The organism is Caulobacter sp. GW821-FHT09B08 (genome assembly GCF_059418225.1).
The window spans coordinates 90,498-107,681 of record NZ_JBWKPL010000003.1 but is presented as its reverse complement, the minus strand read 5'-3'; the positions used below and the strand labels follow the sequence as shown (position 1 = coordinate 107,681).

General features: G+C 69.3%; 20 protein-coding genes. 7 read left to right on the top strand and 13 right to left on the bottom strand.

Annotation, left to right across the window (positions count from 1 at the left end):
• Nucleotides 1-4 precede the first annotated feature (4 nt).
• From AC07OA_RS11135 to AC07OA_RS11125, 3 genes are all read left to right on the top strand, one after another.
• The gene (locus AC07OA_RS11135; RefSeq protein ID WP_494663872.1) at nt 5-388 is read left to right on the top strand and encodes a (2Fe-2S) ferredoxin domain-containing protein; all 384 of its coding nucleotides are present in this window, start codon (nt 5-7) and stop codon (nt 386-388) included.
• Between the two features lie 71 nt (nt 389-459).
• A complete protein-coding gene (locus AC07OA_RS11130; RefSeq protein ID WP_494663871.1) occupies nt 460-807 on the top strand; it encodes a GIY-YIG nuclease family protein in 348 nt (115 codons plus the stop codon).
• On the top strand, nt 804-1,349 hold the full coding sequence (locus tag AC07OA_RS11125) for a DUF2239 family protein (RefSeq protein ID WP_494663870.1): 546 nt from the start codon (nt 804-806) through the stop codon (nt 1,347-1,349). The genes AC07OA_RS11130 and AC07OA_RS11125 overlap by 4 nt, the downstream gene beginning before the upstream one ends.
• On the opposite strand, the gene AC07OA_RS11120 is transcribed toward AC07OA_RS11125, so the two are convergent.
• On the bottom strand, nt 1,346-2,395 hold the full coding sequence (locus AC07OA_RS11120; RefSeq protein WP_494663869.1) for a ThuA domain-containing protein: 1,050 nt from the start codon (nt 2,393-2,395) through the stop codon (nt 1,346-1,348). The two genes, AC07OA_RS11125 and AC07OA_RS11120, sit on opposite strands and share 4 nt — an antisense overlap.
• A gap of 3 nt (nt 2,396-2,398) precedes the next feature.
• The gene (locus tag AC07OA_RS11115; protein WP_494663868.1) at nt 2,399-2,794 is read right to left on the bottom strand and encodes a VOC family protein; all 396 of its coding nucleotides are present in this window, start codon (nt 2,792-2,794) and stop codon (nt 2,399-2,401) included.
• 126 nt (nt 2,795-2,920) lie between these two features.
• Between AC07OA_RS11115 and AC07OA_RS11110 the strand changes: the two genes are divergently transcribed.
• Nucleotides 2,921-3,448, top strand: coding sequence for a PepSY-like domain-containing protein (locus AC07OA_RS11110; protein WP_494663867.1), 528 nt, complete (start codon nt 2,921-2,923; stop codon nt 3,446-3,448).
• Here the strand turns inward: AC07OA_RS11110 and AC07OA_RS11105 are convergent.
• Complete coding sequence (locus AC07OA_RS11105; protein ID WP_494663866.1) at nt 3,445-4,278, bottom strand: flagellin; 834 nt, start codon at nt 4,276-4,278, stop codon at nt 3,445-3,447. The two genes, AC07OA_RS11110 and AC07OA_RS11105, sit on opposite strands and share 4 nt — an antisense overlap.
• Nucleotides 4,279-4,462: 184 nt before the next feature.
• Between AC07OA_RS11105 and AC07OA_RS11100 the strand changes: the two genes are divergently transcribed.
• Entirely contained in the window at nt 4,463-5,839 is a 1,377-nt protein-coding gene (locus AC07OA_RS11100) for an MATE family efflux transporter (RefSeq protein WP_494663865.1), read from the top strand.
• A gap of 150 nt (nt 5,840-5,989) precedes the next feature.
• On the opposite strand, the gene AC07OA_RS11095 is transcribed toward AC07OA_RS11100, so the two are convergent.
• A complete protein-coding gene (locus AC07OA_RS11095; RefSeq protein ID WP_494663864.1) occupies nt 5,990-6,892 on the bottom strand; it encodes a cobalamin biosynthesis protein CbiG in 903 nt (300 codons plus the stop codon).
• Between the two features lie 93 nt (nt 6,893-6,985).
• Nucleotides 6,986-8,989 (bottom strand): glucans biosynthesis glucosyltransferase MdoH, encoded by a 2,004-nt coding sequence (mdoH, locus tag AC07OA_RS11090; protein WP_494663863.1) that lies wholly within the window; start codon nt 8,987-8,989, stop codon nt 6,986-6,988.
• 240 nt (nt 8,990-9,229) lie between these two features.
• Here mdoH and AC07OA_RS11085 point away from each other — a divergent pair, with 240 nt between their 5' ends.
• On the top strand, nt 9,230-9,625 hold the full coding sequence (locus AC07OA_RS11085; protein WP_494663862.1) for a copper-binding protein: 396 nt from the start codon (nt 9,230-9,232) through the stop codon (nt 9,623-9,625).
• On the opposite strand, the gene AC07OA_RS11080 is transcribed toward AC07OA_RS11085, so the two are convergent.
• Nucleotides 9,622-10,227: a LysE family translocator gene (locus tag AC07OA_RS11080; protein ID WP_494663861.1), complete on the bottom strand. Its 606-nt coding sequence runs from the start codon at nt 10,225-10,227 to the stop codon at nt 9,622-9,624. The genes AC07OA_RS11085 and AC07OA_RS11080 overlap by 4 nt on opposite strands.
• Before the next feature lie 298 nt (nt 10,228-10,525).
• Between AC07OA_RS11080 and AC07OA_RS11075 the strand changes: the two genes are divergently transcribed.
• On the top strand, nt 10,526-10,942 hold the full coding sequence (locus AC07OA_RS11075) for an RcnB family protein (RefSeq protein ID WP_494663860.1): 417 nt from the start codon (nt 10,526-10,528) through the stop codon (nt 10,940-10,942).
• Between the two features lie 46 nt (nt 10,943-10,988).
• Here the strand turns inward: AC07OA_RS11075 and AC07OA_RS11070 are convergent, their stop codons facing one another.
• The 7 genes from AC07OA_RS11070 to AC07OA_RS11040 form a co-directional block, all read right to left on the bottom strand.
• Nucleotides 10,989-12,206, bottom strand: a complete 1,218-nt coding sequence (locus AC07OA_RS11070) for an RtcB family protein (RefSeq protein WP_494663859.1) — start codon at nt 12,204-12,206, stop codon at nt 10,989-10,991.
• A 339-nt stretch (nt 12,207-12,545) separates the two neighbouring features.
• On the bottom strand, nt 12,546-12,848 hold the full coding sequence (locus AC07OA_RS11065; protein ID WP_494663858.1) for an EF-hand domain-containing protein: 303 nt from the start codon (nt 12,846-12,848) through the stop codon (nt 12,546-12,548).
• A gap of 97 nt (nt 12,849-12,945) precedes the next feature.
• Nucleotides 12,946-13,080, bottom strand: coding sequence for a hypothetical protein (locus AC07OA_RS11060; RefSeq protein WP_494663857.1), 135 nt, complete (start codon nt 13,078-13,080; stop codon nt 12,946-12,948).
• A 3-nt stretch (nt 13,081-13,083) separates the two neighbouring features.
• The gene (locus AC07OA_RS11055) at nt 13,084-14,022 is read right to left on the bottom strand and encodes a prephenate/arogenate dehydrogenase family protein (protein WP_494663856.1); all 939 of its coding nucleotides are present in this window, start codon (nt 14,020-14,022) and stop codon (nt 13,084-13,086) included.
• Nucleotides 14,019-15,140, bottom strand: a complete 1,122-nt coding sequence (gene hisC / locus AC07OA_RS11050; RefSeq protein WP_494663855.1) for a histidinol-phosphate transaminase — start codon at nt 15,138-15,140, stop codon at nt 14,019-14,021. Before hisC ends, AC07OA_RS11055 begins: the two co-directional genes overlap by 4 nt.
• Nucleotides 15,141-15,171: 31 nt before the next feature.
• Nucleotides 15,172-15,972: a chorismate mutase gene (locus AC07OA_RS11045; protein WP_494663854.1), complete on the bottom strand. Its 801-nt coding sequence runs from the start codon at nt 15,970-15,972 to the stop codon at nt 15,172-15,174.
• Between the two features lie 254 nt (nt 15,973-16,226).
• Complete coding sequence (locus AC07OA_RS11040) at nt 16,227-17,174, bottom strand: DUF2125 domain-containing protein (protein WP_494663853.1); 948 nt, start codon at nt 17,172-17,174, stop codon at nt 16,227-16,229.
• Between the last annotated feature and the right edge of the window lie 10 nt (nt 17,175-17,184).

The window sequence follows — 17,184 nt, the reverse complement described above, 5'->3', positions numbered from 1 at the left end:
CCCCGTGAGCCACGACAAGCCCTTCAAGCGCGCGCGTTCCGACTGGACCGAAGTGGTCCTGGTCTGCCGCAAGTGCTCCAAGAAGCTGGATGGCGGCTTCGGCGAGGACGGCGACCAGAAGCTTTCCAAGGCGCTGCGCAAGTCTCTGAAGTCCGGCAAGGGGCGCAAGGCCACCGTCGGGGTGATCGAGGTGGGCTGCTTCGACGTCTGCCCCAAGAACGCGGTGGTGGCGGTCAAGGCGTCCAATCCTGGCGACTGGGTGATCGTGCCGCGCGGCGCCTCGAACCAGGCGGTGACCGAGCGGTTGGGGCTGGAGGGTTCTTCCGCCGGGGAGGAGCCGATCCGAAACGTCAGGGCGCCGGCCTTGCGCCTGGTCGATCCTTCTTAGGGTTCTTTGGGGGTGGCGATAATATACCCGGGTAATATTGACTCCATAAAACACCCGGGTAAAAAAGCGCCATGGAAACTCGAAACGATCGCCGCGCTCTGGTGCGCGACTACAAGGAGCGCGAGGTCCGCGCCGGAATCTACGCCGTCCGCTGCGCGCCGACCGGCCAGGTCTGGGTGGGCGGGGTTCCGAACGTCGCGACGCGCCGCAACGGCCTGTGGTTCACCCTGCGCATGGGTGGCCATACCTGCGCCAGCCTCCAGGCGGCCTGGACGGCGCATGGCGAAGACGCCTTTGCCTTCGAGGTGCTGGAGGTGCTCGACGACAAGAACCTCGAGCGCCTGGGCAAGGCCTCGCTGCTGGCCGAGCGGCGGGCGCACTGGCTGGCGGCTCTCAACGCCGAGGGCCTGCTGCGATGAGCGGCTATGTCGTATTCGAGGGCGAACGGCGCCTGGCCGCCGGCTCGAAGCTGGAGGTCGCGCTTGCCGCCCAGGCGCGCCCCGAGGCGTCGCTGCTGATCTTCGATCCCGAAGGGCGGCAGGTTGATTTCGACTTGCGCGGCGGACCGGCCGACCTCGCCGCTCGGCTGGGCGAGGTCGAGGCTGCTCCCCGTGGCCGGGGCCGGCCCAAGCTGGGCGTCACGGCTCGCGAGGTCACTCTGCTGCCGCGCCACTGGGACTGGCTGGCCGCCCAGCCCGGCGGGGCGTCGGTGGCTCTGCGCAAGCTGGTCGAGGCCGCCCGCCGCGAGAGCGAGGGGCCGGACCGCCGCCGCGCCGCCCGCGACGCCGCCTATCGCTTCGCCTCGGTCATGGCCGGTGACCGTCCGGGTTTCGAGGCCATGATCCGGGCCCTGTTCGCGGGAGACGCCGAGGGCTTCACCGAGCGGATCGCGGCCTGGCCGGCCGACATCGCCGAGCAGCTGCGCGGCCTGGCGGCGGAGGCGTTCGAGGTGGAGGCCTAGTGGGCGCCGCCCCGCGTCAGCACCTCGGCCAGCACCGCTCTGTAGGCCGTGTCGAACGGGGCGCGGTCGCTGTCGGGCTTGGCGGGATAGACCGCCCGCAGGTCGGCGATGCGCTTGGCGGTCGCGGCCTGCCAGGCCGGGTCCATCTTGGCCAGACGGCCCAGGATGGCGGCGTCGTCGCGGCCGGTGACCGGCTCGTAGGCCAGCAGCGCCTTCACCTGCCACAGGAACTGCCGCAGCGTGTCGGGCGTCGCCCGGCCCGGCGTGCGCCGGCCGGTCCACTGGACGGCCTCGACGATCTGGTGGCGGAAGCGCGGGTCGGTCCAGGTCGAGGGGGTGTGGCCCAGATTGGTGAAGAAGAGGCGGCCCTTGCCGATCTCGCGGGCCCAGGCCACCGGCACGGCGTAGGGGCGGCGCAACGCCATCTCGCTGAAGTCCAGGGTCTGCAGCACCCGTACCTTGGCCGGATCGAAGTCGCTGTGCTGGTAGATCTCCTCGGCATAGTCGAAGCCCAGCGGCCACATGCTGACCAGCGGCGAGTCGGGATCCAGGGTCTCGATCCGGATCGGCGTGCCCTCGGTCCAGGGATGGCCGGCGAACTTGCCGTCGATGAAGGCGGTGTAGGTCTCGCCGGGGCCGTCATAGGACCAGGCGGTGTCGGTGGCGCTGTGCAACCCCACGAAGCCCAGCTTGCCCGCCGCCACCCGCTGCTGCACGGCCGCCCAGGCCCCGGCCGAGATCGGCAGGGCGCCGGTGGTGTAGAACACCAGCACGTCGACGCTCGAAAGCTTCTGGGGCGTGATCTCCCGGGCGTCCTGGGTGACCTCGGCGACGAAGACGCCGCTCTCCTGGCCGATGGCGATCATGGCCGTCTCGGACGGGGCGAGGCCGCCGTCCTTGGGCCGCGCGACCGGAACGTGCCGCCAGCCGACCGACTGGTCCAGATACAGCACCCGCAGCGGCGCGGGCTTGGCCTGGGCGGGCAGGGCGGGCAGGGCGGTCAGGGCCGCGAAGGCCACCAGCAGGACGGTGAGCAGGCGGCGCATCGGTCAGGCCTTGGTCTTGGGCTGCAGCAGGTCCCAGCGGTTGCCGTAGAGGTCCTCGAAGACGGCCACGCTGCCATAGACCTCGTGGCGGGGTTCCTCGAGGAACTTCACGCCGGCCGCGACCATCCGGGCGTGGTCGGCCTCGAAGGCGTCGGTGTGCAGGAACAGCCAGACCCGGCCGCCGCCCTGGCCGCCGATCAGGGCCTTCTGCTGCTCGTCCGAAGCCTGGGCGAGCAGGAAGCGCGAGCCGCCGGGGCTGGGCGAGACCACCACCCACCGCTTGCCGCCGCCCAGGTCGCTGTCCTCGAGCAGTTCGAAACCCAGCTTGCCGACATAGAAGCCCAGGGCCTCGTCATAGTCGCGGACGAGCAGGGACAGGAGGGCGAGGTGCTGGGCCATGGGGGACTCACTGAAGCTGGGCCGACCCTAGCGGCAAGCGATCCGGCGGCCCAGGCCCGTCGCGGTATCGGTCGTGTGAACGGTATGATACCGGTGTCTTCTTCGTTCTGGCCGCCGGAGAGACCCATGTCCCTGAGCAAGATGCGCGTGACGATCCTGGCTTCGGCCCTGGCCCTGACGGCGTCGGCCGCCCTGTCCTCCGCCGTCCTGGCCGCCGCGCCCGAGACCAAGATCACCAAGGTCCCCGCCGCCGACCTGCCGCCGGCCGTGAAGGCCGTCGTCGAGAAGGCCGCGCCCGGCCTGCGGATCGTCGAGGCTGAGCTGAAGGAGCGCGAGGACCGGCGCTATTTCGACGTCGAGGGCGTGCTGCCGGACGGCGCCGAGATCGAGTTCGACCTGCTGGAAACGGCCGGGGCCTGGAAGATCGTCGAGACCCAGCGCGACATCGCCTGGACCGCCACGCCCCAGCCGGTGCGCGACGCCGCCGTCAAGGCCGCGCCCAAGGTCTCGCCGGTGCGGGTGATCGAGAGCACCCAGAACGACGGCACGGTGATCTACGAGCTGTTCGCCGAGGGACGTCCCAAGGAGCCGGCGCTGGAAGTGAGCTGGAAGGACGGTCAGGCCAAGGTGCTGGCTGAGACCTGGCCGCACTAGCCGCCGAACAGCTTCAGCAGGTAGCTCGGCCCCGAATTGGCGATGCTGAGCGACTTGATCGCCAACTGCTGCTTGATCTGCAGCGCCTGGAGCTTGGTGGCTTCCTTGGCCATGTCGGCGTCGACCAGGCGGCCGACCGAGGCGTCCAGGGTGTCCTGCAGTTTGTCGATGAAGGTCATGTGGGTCTGCAGGGCGTAGGACCGCGTGCCCAGGGTCGAGAGCGCCGAGGTGACGTTTTCGATGGCGCCGCTCATGGCCTTCAGGTCGGCGGCGCTGACCGGCGCGCCCAAGAGGTCGGCCCGCATGCCTGAGAGGGCCGAGCCGGTGGTCGACAGGTCCACGTGGTCGACGTCGACGGTGTCGGTGGCGTTCGCATTGGCCAGGGCGCGGACCTGACCGGTCGAGCCGGACGAGATCAGGTTCACCCCGTTGAAGTCGGCGGCGCCCACCGCACGGTCGATCTGGCGCTTGAGGTTCAGGTAGTCGTCGTTCAGGGCCTTGCGGCTCATGGTGTTGAGGCTGGTGTCCGAGGCCGCCAGCATCTTCTCCTTCATCTGGGTGAGGAGATCGGTCACCGTCTCGCCGGCGGCCAGGGCCACGTCGGTGATCGACTGGCCGCGCTGCAGCGAGGCGCGCACGGCGTCCAGCGACTTGGACTCCGCCCGCTGGTTCTGGGCGATGGCCCAGACGGCGGGATTGTCCTTGGGGCTGGAAATGGCCAGGCCGGTGGCGATGTGGCGCAGGGTGTCGGACAGGTCGCGGTTGATCGCGTTCAACGACTGCAGGGCGATCATCGCGCCCACATTGGTGTTGATGCTGTTCAGCGACATCGATCGGTTCCAGGTTCGGCCCATTCCTGAGGCTAGGTGGGGCCGAAGGCGCGTTTTGCGCCTGGAGACAACCTAGGCGGCTGCGCTTAGCGGAACGTTAGCGGTGAAGGTTAAGGCGTCTGGCCGGGGTTGCCCAAAGCGTGGGCATCGGTCACTTTCCCGGCCTCTTTGAAAGGCCCTGAAAATGTCGCGTCCCGCGGCCGCGCCGGCTCCCCGCCATGGGCAGCCGCACGGCGTCCTTGTCTCCGACCTGATCGAACTGCTGCGCCTGGCCGGGCCGGTGGTGCTGTCGCGCCTGGGCATCATGGTGATGGGCCTGACCGACGCCATCGTGGTGGGCCACTTCTCGGCGACCCAGCTGGGCTTCCACGCCATGGCCTGGGCGCCGACCTCGATCTTCGTGACGGTGACTGTGGGCCTGCTGGTCGGAACCCAGGTGATGGGCTCGCGCGCCATGGGGGCGGGCAAGCCACACGAGGTGGGGGCGGTGCTGCGCCGGGGCGTGGTCTACGCCCTGTGGCTGGGCCTGGCGGGCTCGGTGCTGCTGGTCCTGGCCGGACCGCCGCTGCTGCATCACGCCGGGATCGACAAGGCCCTGGCGCAGGGGGCGACCGCGCCGCTGATCGTCTTCTCGCTGTCGATGACCCCCTATGCGGTCAGCGTGGCCCTGAGCTTCTGGCTGGAGGGGCTGGGGCGACCGGGGCTGGTCACGGTCAACATGTGGATCGCCAATGTGGTGAACCTGGCCGTCAACCTGCTGCTGGTGCCCGGGACCTTCGGCCTGCCGGCGATGGGGGCGGTGGGCGCGGCCTGGGCCACCTTCGTGGCCCGCACCGTCTTCTCGCTGATGCTGGCGGTGGTGATCGTGCGCCTGAAGGACGCCCGGGCCATGGGCGTGTTCGACAAGGCGCCGCATGACCCGACTGCTGCCAAGGCGCAGCGCCGGGTCGGCTACGGGGCGGGGACGTCCAACCTGTTCGAGGTCTCGGCCTTCGCGGGCATGAGCCTGATCGCCGGCTGGCTGGGCGGGCTGAACGTGGCCGCCTGGGCGGTGGTGCTGAACGTGGCGGCGGTGATCTTCATGGTCCCGCTGGGCCTGTCGACCGCCACGGCCGTGCAGGTGGGCCGGGCCTATGGCGCGCGCGACAGCCTGGGCATGAGCCGGGCGGGCTGGATCGCCTTCGGCGTCACGGCGGTCTTCGCCCTGGTGGTGGCCTTGCTGCTGGTTCCGCTGCGCCATCTGGTGGCCGGCGCCTATACCAGCGATCCGGCCGCCCTGGCCCTGATCGCTCCGGCCCTGGTCCTGACCAGCCTGTTCCTGGTGCCCGACGCCGTGCAGGTGGTCTGCGCCCAGGCTCTGCGGGCGCGAGGCGAGGTGTGGATCCCGGCGATCACCCACATGATCAGCTACGCCCTGATCATGGGGCCCCTGGCCTGGTGGCTGGCGATCCCGATGAAGCTGGGCGTCAACGGCATCGTCTGGTCGGTGATCGTGACCAGCTTCGTGGCGGCGGCGTTCCTGCTCGGGCGGTATCGGATGTTGGACGTGAAGGGGCGGTGACGTCGTCCTTCTCCCCTTGCGGGAGAAGGTGGCCTCGCGGAGCGAGGTCGGATGAGGGGTTGATGGACAGATCAGCCGCAGGCAGCGGACAGGGCGGCGCGACCCCTCATCCGTCGCTTCGCGACACCTTCTCCCGCAAGGGGAGAAGGATCAGATGGCGGCCCCGAGGATCCAGCCCTCCTGCGTTTCCGCATCGACCACCACATCCTCCGGCGCGTCCTTGCCCGGCCCGAACAGGGCGGCCAGCTTGCCGGCCTCGTCCAGCTTGGCGAAGTGTTCGGCCAAGGCGCGCACCTGGGCCGCGTCCTTGATCTCGCCCGGCCCGGGGACGGCCTTGATCAGCGAGGGATAGACCTCGGCGATCACCACCTGCACGCCTTCGAGGTCGGCCTCGGTCAGGGGCTTGAAGCCCGTCTCGAACGGCCACACGCGCGCGGCGTCGCCACGGGCGTCCTTCAGGCGGCGCGCGGCTGGAATGCCCATGATCGCCTGACCGCCGACAGAGCCGTTGTAGTAGAGCTTCCAGATCGAGTGCGCGCCCTTGGCGGCCGTATCGGCGTGGCGGAACTCCGGCAGATCGTCGGGGCCGTGCTCGCGGGTGCGCTTGGGCTGCAGGGTGGTCAGGGCGTCCTTGGGCGGGCAGCCCCAGAACGGGAACGGACCGCCGGTCAGGCGGCGGTTCAGCTCCGAGCCGACGCCGAAGCGATTGTTGGTGTTGTCGGCCTTGTCCTTGACCATCTTGTTCAGCTGGTCCCAGACCGCGCGCCAGGGCTTTTCGCCCGGCAGGCTGAGGGCCTGGGAGAAGCCGCGCGGGAAGCCCAGCGGGAAGTCGAAGCCGACCAGGGCCCGCTCGCCCCGCTTCTTCAGGTCGTCGAGGATCGCCGTCAGCTTGGCCTCGGCCTCCTGGCGCGTGGCCGGGTTGAAGGTCTCGAAGGTCAGGCGGAAACGCACGTCGCGCTTCATCACGCCGATCCACACGGAGTCCGCCCCCGTGGTCGGCTTGGCCGCCGCGCTCCAGTCGACGATCACATAGGCGCTGAAGAGGCGCGACACGGCGGACGCTCCGTTTGGATTGAACGAAGCGCGCTTCTACTCCGGTCGGGCGGAAGCGGCCAGACGCTAAACAGCGCCCGGCCGATAAGGATTTCAGGCGGCGTTCTGTTCCGCCGGTTGCTCGACGATCGCGGCCGGGCGCTGGCGGGTGAACCAGCGGGCCGGGGGCTCGCAGGCCGAGCCCAGGGCCGCGCGGACGATGGCCGGCGGGCGGCGCTCTTCGGGGGTCATGAACAGGCCGTTGGCCTTCAGGCCCAGGCCCGCCACCTTGTGGGCGCCCAGCATGGTCAGCGGCACGGCCAGGATCAGGCCGGCCAGGATCGGGGCGGTGGCGGTCAGCAGGTCGGGCGTGAACCAGAAGGCCACGGCCAGGGCCGCGCCGGTGACGCTGATCCAGCCCATGGCCGCGAAGGCTTCCTTGCCGGTGACCTTGTCGGCGTCGCGGCGCTGGGTGGCCCAGCCGCCGACCTTGCCGGCCAGGATCTCGACCAGGGCGCGGGTCTGGGTGAACATCAGCATCGGGGCCACGAGGGCCGACAGCAGCATCTCGACCGACAGGCCGGCGGCGATGCGGCGGCGACCACCGAAGCCCTTGATCTCGCTCTTGCGCGACAGGACCAGGATGGTGCCCAGGATCTTGGGGCCGAACAGCAGGACGAAGGTGATGATCATGGCCCAGGCGGTGGCCTGGATCTCGCGCCAGTCGATCAGGGCGTGGGCCGCGGCCTGCAGGTCGGCCATGGTGAAGGCGGCCTTCTTCAGCTCGGGCATCAGCATGCGCGAGACGATGCCCGACGACAGGGCCACGAACCACAGCGGCGAGAGCACGTAGCTGAGCACGCCGATCACCAAGTGCAGGCGGCTCATCCAGTGCAGGCCGGGCAGGCCCACCAGCGGGATGTGCTGCACGTTGCCCCGGCACCAGCGGCGGTCGCGGGTGGCGAAGTCCAGCAGGTTGGAGGGGCTCTCTTCGTACGAGCCGCCCAGATAGGGGGCCAGGTGCACGCCCCAGCCGCCGCGGCGCAGCAGGGCGCTTTCCAGGGCGTCGTGGCTCATCACCTCGCCGCCGAACGGCTTGGGGCCGTTCAGGCTGGGCAGGCCGCAGGTCTCGGCGAAGGCGCGGGTGCGGATGATGGCGTTGTGGCCCCAGAAGCTGCTTTCCGAGCCCGACCACCAGGCCAGGCCGGTCCAGGCGACGCGGCCGTACAGGCGCGTGGCGAACTGCAGGGTGCGGGCGAAGATCGTCTGGCCGTTGATGATCATCGGCATGGTCTGGATCAGGCCCACGCGCGGGTGACGCTCCATGGCGTCGGCCAGGCGGACCATGGCCTCGCCGGTCATCAGGCTGTCGGCGTCCAGCACCAGCATGTGCTCGTAGTCGCCGCCCCAGCGGGCCACCCAGTCGGCGATGTTGCCGGCCTTGCGGCCCGTGTTCTGGGTGCGCTTGCGATAGAAGACGTGGCTGTTGGCCTCGCGGCGGAAGCGGGCGAAGCAGGCCTGCTCGGCCAGGGCCACCTGGGCGTCGCGGGTGTCGCTGAGAATGAAGATGTCGAAGGCGCGGCTGGCGCCGGTCTCGTGCAGCGAGGCGTCCATGGCGCGCAGGCGGGCGAACACCTCGGCGGCGTCCTCGTTGTGCACCGGCATCAGGATGGCCGTGCGCGCCTTGGGCTTGGGCATGGCCGAGCCCTCGGAATCGTCGATGCCCAGCGGGTCCTTTGGCTTGCCCAGCAGCACCACGAAGCCGACCACGGCGGTGCAGAACCACAGGGCCAGGGCCAGGAACAGCGGAACCAGCAGGGTCAGGACCACGGCTTCCAGGCGCGTCACCCCGCCCAGGGCGACGGTGTCGAAGGTGGCCTTCCAGCCGGCGAAGGCCATGATCGCGGTCGCCACGAACACGCCCCAGCGCCGCAGGACCAGGTTTTCCTTGGCCGTGTGAGCGGGCTTGGCCTCGCCCTGCCAGAAGGCCAGGGGCTGGACCGGCATGGCCAGGGGCGCGTCGACGGGGATTTCGACCCGATCGCTGGTCGAGACCGCGATGTCGTAGGCGACGCTCCGCGAGGAGGTCAGGTCGAAGAAAGCGCCGCGTTCGCTCATCAGGTCCATCGTCTCGGGCTGTCCGAACCTCGGATCGTCCGAAGCGCGGGCCTCTCCGGCAGGGGTGTCGAGCGACGCGAGAGACCTTCGGACGCGTCCTGTCGGGCGCGCTCGAAGGCGGGGTCTGGCGTTTCACGAGACCGGCGTCGGAGAGCCGCCGGCCCCTCTAGAGTAAAACTTCGATCACAAAATCGCTACCAGTTTCGTGAGCCTTTTCGCACTTGCGGTAAAAAACCTTGTATGAAGGACGTGTTCGGATCGTTCCGGTGGCCGTGTATTTTCAATAGTGCAATGAAAATAAAGACTATTTCCGCAATCCTGCTCGTCTCCATGCTCGCTGCCTGCGGGCCGGGCAAAACGGCGAAAACCGCATCCGAGGCGAAAAATACGCCCATGGCGACGCTTCCGACGGGCCCGGAATTCGACTCGATTGGCGTCGTGGCGGCTCTGGACGGCCAGATGATAACGCTCGATCACGAGGGCGCGAGCGCGGCTCAGCTCGCCGCCGGCCGCACTCCGTTTCAGGCCTATGCCGACACCCTGGCCGAGGCGCCGCTGGCGCCAGGCTCGCGCGTGGCGTTCAAGTTCCACAAGGTCGGGCAGGCCTGGGAGCTGACCGAGCTGAAGGCCCGCTAGAGCAGCGCCAGCAGGGCGGTCGCCAGGATCAGGCCGCCCATGACCAGGTTCATGGCCCGCTCGGCGCGTGGCGACATCCGGGCCTTGCCCACCACCACGCCCAGCCACAGCCAGGCCAGGTCGACCACCACCATCACGATCACGCAGATCGTCCATTTCAGGCCAAGATCGACAGTTTCGCGCCGGACGACGGGGTATGCGGCCATCAGCGAGGCGAAGGCGATATAGGCCTTGGGGTTGGTGATCCCCAGCAGGGCGCCGCCCAGGGCCGTGTCGGCGAAGCCCGACGTCTTGGCTTCGGCCGTGTCGCCCACGGGCGCGGTGGCGATCTTCCACGCCAGGTACAGCAGATAGACGGTGGCGACGATGGTCAGGCCACGCGCGGCGAAGGGCAGGGCCTGGATCGCCGAGAACAGCCCCGCCGCCGAGATCGCCGCCGCCGCGGCCAGGCCCAGTTGCAGGCCGCCATAGAACCTCAGGCCGCCGGCCAGGCCCTTGGTCTTGCCCACCGAGATCAGGGCGGCGATGCCGGGTCCCGGCGATCCGAGCAGCACGGTCGCGGCCACGGTGAACAGCGCGGCGTTGGCGAGATCGAGGGGCATGGGTGGGTTTTCCGAAAATCATATAAGGATATCTTTATATGATTTTCGGAAGCTTCGCCATGGGGCGGGAGCCACTGCGGCCGGCCGCTTGTTTCCCGCCCGCAACGTTCCGATCGAAGCCGCAACGAACCCGCCCCGCTTTCGTCACCGCGACACTGGATTGCGGTCACGCGGTGTCGCTCCGATGAACCTTGGCCATGGCCGGCGTTCAGTGAGGGCTCAAGCGCCGTCGCCCATAACAGACATGCCAGGACGAGGTCGCCGAACACGGCGGCCCACCGGCAAGGAGACGAGAGCCATGAAGAAGATCCTGACCGCCGCGATCGCGCTGTCCATCGTGGCCTCGGCCGGCGTCGCCGGCGCCCAGCCCGGCCAGCAGCGTCCCGACCAGCACCAACAGCAGGGCCACGACAATCATGGTCCGCAAGGCCCCGGCAAGGGCGGCGACAACGACTACGAGCGCCACGCCACCAAGCGCTACAAGGCCCCCAGCCGCTACCAGCCTCCGCGCGGCTATCAGGCCAGCCACCAGTGGCGTCGCGGCGAGAAGCTGCCCACCAGCTATCGCGGCAAGCCCTATCAGGTCGACTACCGCCACTACGGCCTGAAGGCCCCGCCGCGCGGCTATCAATATGTGCGGGTCAACAACGACGTCGTCTTGGCCGCGGTCGCCACCGGCGTCATCAGCTCGGTGATCTACCAACTGTTCCAGTAACCCCAACGCGAAACGCCGCCCGGTCTTGCGACCGGACGGCGTCCCGCTAGCCCTTCACGCACACCACTTGGCGCAGCGTGTGGACGATGTCGACCAGATCGCTCTGGGCGGCCATCACCGCGTCGATGTCCTTGTAGGCCATCGGCGTTTCGTCGATCACGTCGGCGTCCTTCCGGCATTCGACGCCGGCGGTGGCCGCCACGTGGTCGGCGATGGTGAACCGGCGCTTGGCTTCGTTCCGGCTCATCGCCCGTCCGGCGCCGTGCGAGCAGGTGCAGAACGAGTCCGGGTTGCCCCGGCCGCGCACGATGAACGACTTGGCGCCCATCGAGCCGGGGATGATCCCCAGCTCTCCGTCCTTGGCCGACACCGCGCCCTTACGGGTCAGGTACACGTCCTTGCCGAAGTGCTTTTCCCGCGACACGTAGTTGTGGTGGCAATTCACCGCATGCTGCGTGGTCACGAGATCCGGGAAGGTCTTACGGAGCACGTCCAGGACCTGCTCCATCATCACCTCCCGGTTGGCCAGGGCGTACTTCTGCGCCCAGGACACGGCCCGAACGTAGTCGATGAACCCTTCGCTGCCTTCGGCGAAGTAGGCCAGGTCCTCGTCGGGCAGGTTGATGTACCAGCGCCGCATCTCGTACTTGGCCCGCTCGATGAAGTAGGTCCCGAACCGGTTTCCGACGCCCCGCGACCCCGAGTGCAGCATCACCCAGACGTCGCCGGCCTCGTCGAGGCACAGCTCGACGAAGTGGTTGCCGGTGCCCAGCGTGCCCAGGTGGCCGAAGCCGCGCGGGTGGGCCGCCTTCGGGTGCCGGGCCACGACGTCGTCATAGCCGGCCTTCAGGCCTTCCCACTTCGCCGCCGCGATCGCCGGGGGCTCGGACTGCCAGGCGCCCTTGTCGTTGCGCCCGCCGTTGTCGGTCCGGCCGTGCGGAACGGCCGCCTCGATGTCGGAGCGGATGCGAAACAGGTTGTCGGGCAGGTGCTCGGCGCGGACCGAGGTGCGCACCGCCATCATGCCGCAGCCGATGTCGACCCCCACGGCGGCCGGGATGATCGCCCCCTTGGTGGGGATCACCGAGCCGACCGTCGCGCCCATCCCCCAGTGCACGTCGGGCATGACCGCCACGTGCTTGTGGATGAAGGGCAGGGCGGCGACGTTGCGCAGCTGCTTGAGGGCGGAGTCCTCGATGGGCACGCCCTGCGTCCACGCCTTGATCGGCGCGCCGTCGCTTTCGATGTGTGTGAAGCCGCTCATGGGCTTCTCCTTTTCCAAACCGCCCCTCCTGGCGACTTGGTCGGAGAACTTCCCGCACAAAACGAAGAACCCCTCCGGCCAGGCCAGGAGGGGCTCCTACGTACATCCCGAGTTCAGACGAACCCTAGACCGGAACCCCTACCGACGCGCACGCGCCCATCCGTTCGACCAGGCGGCCAAACTGATTGAGTGCGGGCAGATAGGTCAGGGCTTTGTGCGCCACGGGTCTCTTCCTTACGGGAGGCGGGCGATTACAGCGTTCGCCCAAGCCTGGGAAGAGGTGAAATGCAAGGTTGTGCGAAGCGTGGCCGCAAAGCCACGCTTCGCGAGGCGGTGAGCCTAGTGGTCGGCGGGCGGCGGCTGGTCCGGCGCGCCGCCTTGCTGCTGGCGACGGGCCTTCATCTTGGCCATGGCGGCCTTCAGCTCATCGGGCGTGACCTTGCCGTCGCTGTCGGCGTCGACCATGGCGAAGCGCTCTTCCTTGCGGCCGGCCGCGACCCATTCGTCCTTGGTGACGACGCCGTCGGCGTTCTTGTCCCAGGCTTTGAAGATGGTCTCGGGCGACGGCATCTGGGCCATGGCCGAGCCGGCGCCGAGGGTGGTCAGCGCCGTGAGAGCCAGGGCGGCGATCTTGCGATTCATGTGGTTTCCTTCCGGGACGTCCCCTGGGGGCGGACCATCTGCGCGCTATGTTGCGACCGTATTTCGCTGTTCGGCGCGATTGCGGCGAATGGCTCGGCTAGCGCGGCGCGTTTCGAGCGGGCTCGGCCGGTGGGAAATCGACCCGCACGATCTTGGCCACGAACAGGCCCCAGACAACCAGCGCCAAGGCGACCGCGCACAGCGCCAGGCCGAGCGCGCGCTGGAGGTCCATGCCCTAGTGCTTGCCGCGATCCCGGCCGAAGTTCGGCTCGGCGCTTTCCTGGCCCGCCGCCACGATGCCCCGGCGGATGGCGCGGGTGCGGGTGAAGTGGGCGTGCAGGGTGTCGGCGTCGCCCCAGCGGATGGCGCGACTCATGGCCTGCAGGTCTTCGGTGAAGCGGCCCAGCATCTCCAGCACCGCATCCTTGTTGGCCACGAAGATGTCGCGCCACATGGTCGGGTCGCTGGCGGCGATGCGAGTGAAGTCGCGGAAGCCCGAGGCCGAGTACTTGATCACCTCGTTCTCGGTGACGTTCTCCAGGTCGGCCGCGCTGCCCACGATGGTGTAGGCGATCAGGTGGGGCAGGTGGCTGACCACGGCCAGCACCAGGTCGTGGTGCTTCTCCTCCATCAGCTCGACCTGGGCGCCGAACGACCGCCAGAAGGCCGACAGCTTGGCCACGGCGGCGGCGTAGTGCTCGTCGTCGCTCTCGAAGGGGGTCAGGATCGTCCAGCGGTTCTCGAACAGCTCGGCGAAGCCGGAGTCGGGGCCCGACTGCTCGGTGCCGGCGATCGGATGGCCGGGGATGGCGAAGATCTTCGAGGTGTCCTGGGCGCGGAAGGCCTCGGCCACATTGGCCTTGGTCGAGCCGACGTCGGTCAGGGTGGCGCCCGGCTTCATGGCCGGGATGACCACGGCGGCCAGCTCGGGGATCGACAGCACCGGGGTGGCGATCACCACCAGGTCGGCGTCCTTGACGGCCTGGGCGATGTCGTCGGTCACGTGCTCGGCGACGCCCAGCTCGACCACGCGGGCGCGGTGGGCGGCGCTGGCGTCGGCCACGGTGATCTCGCCGACCACGCCTTGCTCGCGCGCGGCGCGGATGATCGAACCGCCGATCAGGCCGCAGCCGATCACGGTCATCTTGGGATAGAGGACGCCCGGATGGCTCATCGGGTCACAAATTCCCGCAGCAGTTCGACCACGGCGCGGTTGTGCTCTTCCAGGCCGACCGTAACGCGGATGGCGTTGGGCAAGCCGTAGTTCGCCACGGCGCGGACCAGATAGCCCTTCGACGCCAGAAAGGCCTCGGCCTCCAGGGCGGTCTTGCCGGGCGTCGGCGGGAAGTTGACCAGCACGAAGTTGGCGGCCGAGGGCGTCACCTCCAGGCCAAGCCCGCCGATCTGCTGGGCCAGCCACGGGCGCCACTGCTCGACCAGGGCGACCGAGCGCTGCTGGAACTCTTCGTCGGCCAGGGCGGCGATGGCCGCGTCCTGGGCCGGGATCGAGGTGTTGAACGGCGGGCGGATGCGCTCCAGCGGATCGATGATCCCGGGCGCGGCATAGCCCCAGCCCACGCGCAGGGCCGCCAGGCCGTGGATTTTGGAGAAGGTGCGGGTGACGATGACGTTCTCGGCCGTGCGCGCCAGGTCCAGACCGTCCTCGAAGCGCGGGTCGGTGCAGAACTCGGCATAGGCGCCGTCCAGCACCAACACCACCGACGGCGGCAGGGCCGCGTGCAGGGTGCGGATTTCCTCGCCGGTCAGCCAGGTGCCGGTCGGATTGGCGGGGTTGGCGATGAACACCAGGCGCGTGCGCTCGTCGACGCACTTGATCACCTCGTCCACGTCGATGCGCTGGCCCGGCTCCTTGGCGAAGCGGACCTCGCCCTGGCAGGCGCGCGCCCCGATGGCGTAGGCGGCGAAGCCGTGCTCGCCCTGGACGATGTTGTCGCCGGGCTCGAGATACACCTGGTTCAGCAGGGCGAAGATCTCGTCCGAACCGTCGCCCAGGGTGATGCGCTCGGCTTCCAGCCTATAACGCTCGGCGATGGCGGCGCGCAGGGCGCTGCCCTTGCCGTCCGGATAGATGTGCATCCGGTCGACGGCGTCGCGATAGGCGGCCTTGGCGTGGTCGCTGCTGCCCAGGATGTTCTCGTTGCTCGACAGCTTCACCGGATGGGCGACGCCCTCGATCTTCGACTTGCCGCCCACATAGGCGGCGATGTCGAGAATGCCCGGCTTGGGCGTGGGACGCGGCGCGGCGAAGCGGTCGGTGGTGGGAACGGTCATCGGGGAACTCGGTAGCGAGGAGCGGGTCTTCTTACACGTCGAAGGGGGTGGGCGCAGCCCCGATGACGCCCGTCAGATGCCCCGGCGCGCGGGCCAGGCGCTCGTCGCCGGCCTGGTAGAAGCCCAGCAGCGAGAACAGCTTCAGGCCCCCGGCCTCGGCCACCAGCTCGGCGGCCACGCCGTCGACGGCCAGGGCCTCGATCACGGCGGCGGCGCTCTTGGGGCTGTCGGTGACCCAGAAGGTCTGGTCGCCGCCGGTGGGCTCGACCTCGACCTCGGCGACCGCGAAGGCTGTCTGCGACCCCCAGCCTTGCAGGCAGGGCAGGGCGGCGAAGATCTTCAGGCGGGGCTCGGCCAGCAGCCGGCCCCACCAGGCGCTGTCGGGCGCCAGGGCCAGGACCGAGACGCCCCAGGGGGTTTTGGCGGCGGCCAGGGCGTCCTTGTCGGTGGCGACCACCTTCAGCGGCGGGGCGACGCCGAACCGCAGGCGGGTCAGCTCGACGGCGCGGGCGGGGCTGGGGCCGCCCCAGACGGTCAGGTGATAGGGGCCCTGATTGCGGAGGCTGTCGGACATCAGCTCGCGCCAGATGCGCACGACCAGGGCGTCGGAGGCGGCGGTGCGGGGGGCGCCCAGCAGCTTGCGGACGATCAGGGCCTCGCGGCCGGGACGCAGGCCAAAACCGGTGTCGCCCGCCGCTTGCTTGGCCGCCGCCACGGCGCGCGCCAGGCCGGCGCGCTCGTCCAGCAGGGCCAGGAGTTCGCTATCGATGGCGTCGATACGCCATCGAACCTCGTCCAGCGAAGGCGTCGCGTCGCCTGCGTCGCTACCCATGATTTATCCCCGAAATTGGAGGCCGGAACATAGACTTTGCGACGAGGGGTGCAATAGGGCGTGGTCGCGGGAATAAAGTTGCGTAACGGGATTGTGCGTTTGCGAGACGCCCCCTCCGTCGCGATGCGTATTCGCATCGCGACACCTCCCCCGCTTCGCAGGGGAGGAGGATCGCGACCGTCTTCTCCTCACCCGTGCAACGGGGGAGGTGGCGCGTCGCGAAGCGGCGTGACGGAGGGGGCGTCCTACCGCGTTCAATAAACCCGCGGCGAAGGCCCCGTGTCGAACAACCCTAGCCGAGTGCGGCCGTTCTGGAAGGTCAGGGTGGCCGACAGGGTGGGGTCCTTGCCCAAGGCCTGGGCGACGGTCGCGGCGGCGGCTTCGGGGCTGCTGAACGCTTGGCCGGGCACGGGCTTCTCGCGGACGGTGACGTCCAGCGCGCCTTGCAGGCGGCCGTTGTCGCCCACGGTCAGGGCGCCGGACTTGGCCTCGATCATCGCCTCGCCGGCGTTGAGCTTGCCCTGCTGGACGGTGAGGGCGCCGCCCGCCGCCGACCAGTCGCGCACCGCGTCGGCCCAGTTGGAGCCGTGCAGGGCGCTGACCTTGCTGATCCGCGAATCCCACATCAGGTCGGCCGTGCGGTCCTCGGCGATGCGGCCGAGCAGGCCGGTGAAGCGGGCCTTGGAGCCGGTGGCCTTGAAGAAGATCGCGCCCTGGTCGTCGGGACCGGGCACCACGTGCAGCTGCAGGGCTTGCGTCGACAGCAGCGGGAACGGCGCCGCGCCGCCGATCGGGGTGAACACCAGGTTCGCGCCCTCGACCGAGATGCGCGGCGGATACTTGTCGAAGCCCGCGAAGCTGGCGCGCAGGGCCTGGCCGGTGATCGACACGTCGCCGTTGATCGGCCGGGTCATGATCACGCCCTTGGGCGCGACGATCACCCAATGGCCGATGTCGTAGGCGTTGGCCTCGCCCCTCAGCTCCGGCGCCCGCAGGGCCCAGCCCGAGGGCTCGGCGACCCGGGCGTTGACCAGCTTGACGTCCATGCGGAACGGATAGCCGCTGAACGTGCGGCTCTCCCACGACATGTCGTAGCCGCGCGCCTTCAGCGACAGGGCCGTGGCGTCCATCCGCTGCTCGGTCTGGCCGCGCAACCACAGCCAGCCGATGCTCCATCCGACGGCGACGATGGCCACAAGCACGAAAGGTCCC

Bases quoted from the DNA above. Each gene is read 5' to 3' on its own strand.
- mdoH (WP_494663863.1), bottom strand. From the start codon at position 8,989: ATGAGCGAACGCGGCGCTTTCTTCGACCTGACCTCCTCGCGGAGCGTC.
- AC07OA_RS11075 (WP_494663860.1), top strand. From the start codon at position 10,526: ATGAAGAAGATCCTGACCGCCGCGATCGCGCTGTCCATCGTGGCCTCG.
- AC07OA_RS11060 (WP_494663857.1), bottom strand. From the start codon at position 13,080: ATGGACCTCCAGCGCGCGCTCGGCCTGGCGCTGTGCGCGGTCGCCTTG.
- AC07OA_RS11130 (WP_494663871.1), top strand. From the start codon at position 460: ATGGAAACTCGAAACGATCGCCGCGCTCTGGTGCGCGACTACAAGGAG.
- AC07OA_RS11045 (WP_494663854.1), bottom strand. From the start codon at position 15,972: ATGGGTAGCGACGCAGGCGACGCGACGCCTTCGCTGGACGAGGTTCGA.
- AC07OA_RS11110 (WP_494663867.1), top strand. From the start codon at position 2,921: ATGTCCCTGAGCAAGATGCGCGTGACGATCCTGGCTTCGGCCCTGGCC.
- AC07OA_RS11105 (WP_494663866.1), bottom strand. From the start codon at position 4,278: ATGTCGCTGAACAGCATCAACACCAATGTGGGCGCGATGATCGCCCTG.
- AC07OA_RS11115 (WP_494663868.1), bottom strand. From the start codon at position 2,794: ATGGCCCAGCACCTCGCCCTCCTGTCCCTGCTCGTCCGCGACTATGAC.
- AC07OA_RS11080 (WP_494663861.1), bottom strand. From the start codon at position 10,227: ATGCCCCTCGATCTCGCCAACGCCGCGCTGTTCACCGTGGCCGCGACC.
- AC07OA_RS11100 (WP_494663865.1), top strand. From the start codon at position 4,463: ATGTCGCGTCCCGCGGCCGCGCCGGCTCCCCGCCATGGGCAGCCGCAC.
- AC07OA_RS11120 (WP_494663869.1), bottom strand. From the start codon at position 2,395: ATGCGCCGCCTGCTCACCGTCCTGCTGGTGGCCTTCGCGGCCCTGACC.
- AC07OA_RS11125 (WP_494663870.1), top strand. From the start codon at position 804: ATGAGCGGCTATGTCGTATTCGAGGGCGAACGGCGCCTGGCCGCCGGC.
- AC07OA_RS11055 (WP_494663856.1), bottom strand. From the start codon at position 14,022: ATGAGCCATCCGGGCGTCCTCTATCCCAAGATGACCGTGATCGGCTGC.
- AC07OA_RS11085 (WP_494663862.1), top strand. From the start codon at position 9,230: ATGAAGGACGTGTTCGGATCGTTCCGGTGGCCGTGTATTTTCAATAGT.
- AC07OA_RS11065 (WP_494663858.1), bottom strand. From the start codon at position 12,848: ATGAATCGCAAGATCGCCGCCCTGGCTCTCACGGCGCTGACCACCCTC.
- AC07OA_RS11070 (WP_494663859.1), bottom strand. From the start codon at position 12,206: ATGAGCGGCTTCACACACATCGAAAGCGACGGCGCGCCGATCAAGGCG.
- hisC (WP_494663855.1), bottom strand. From the start codon at position 15,140: ATGACCGTTCCCACCACCGACCGCTTCGCCGCGCCGCGTCCCACGCCC.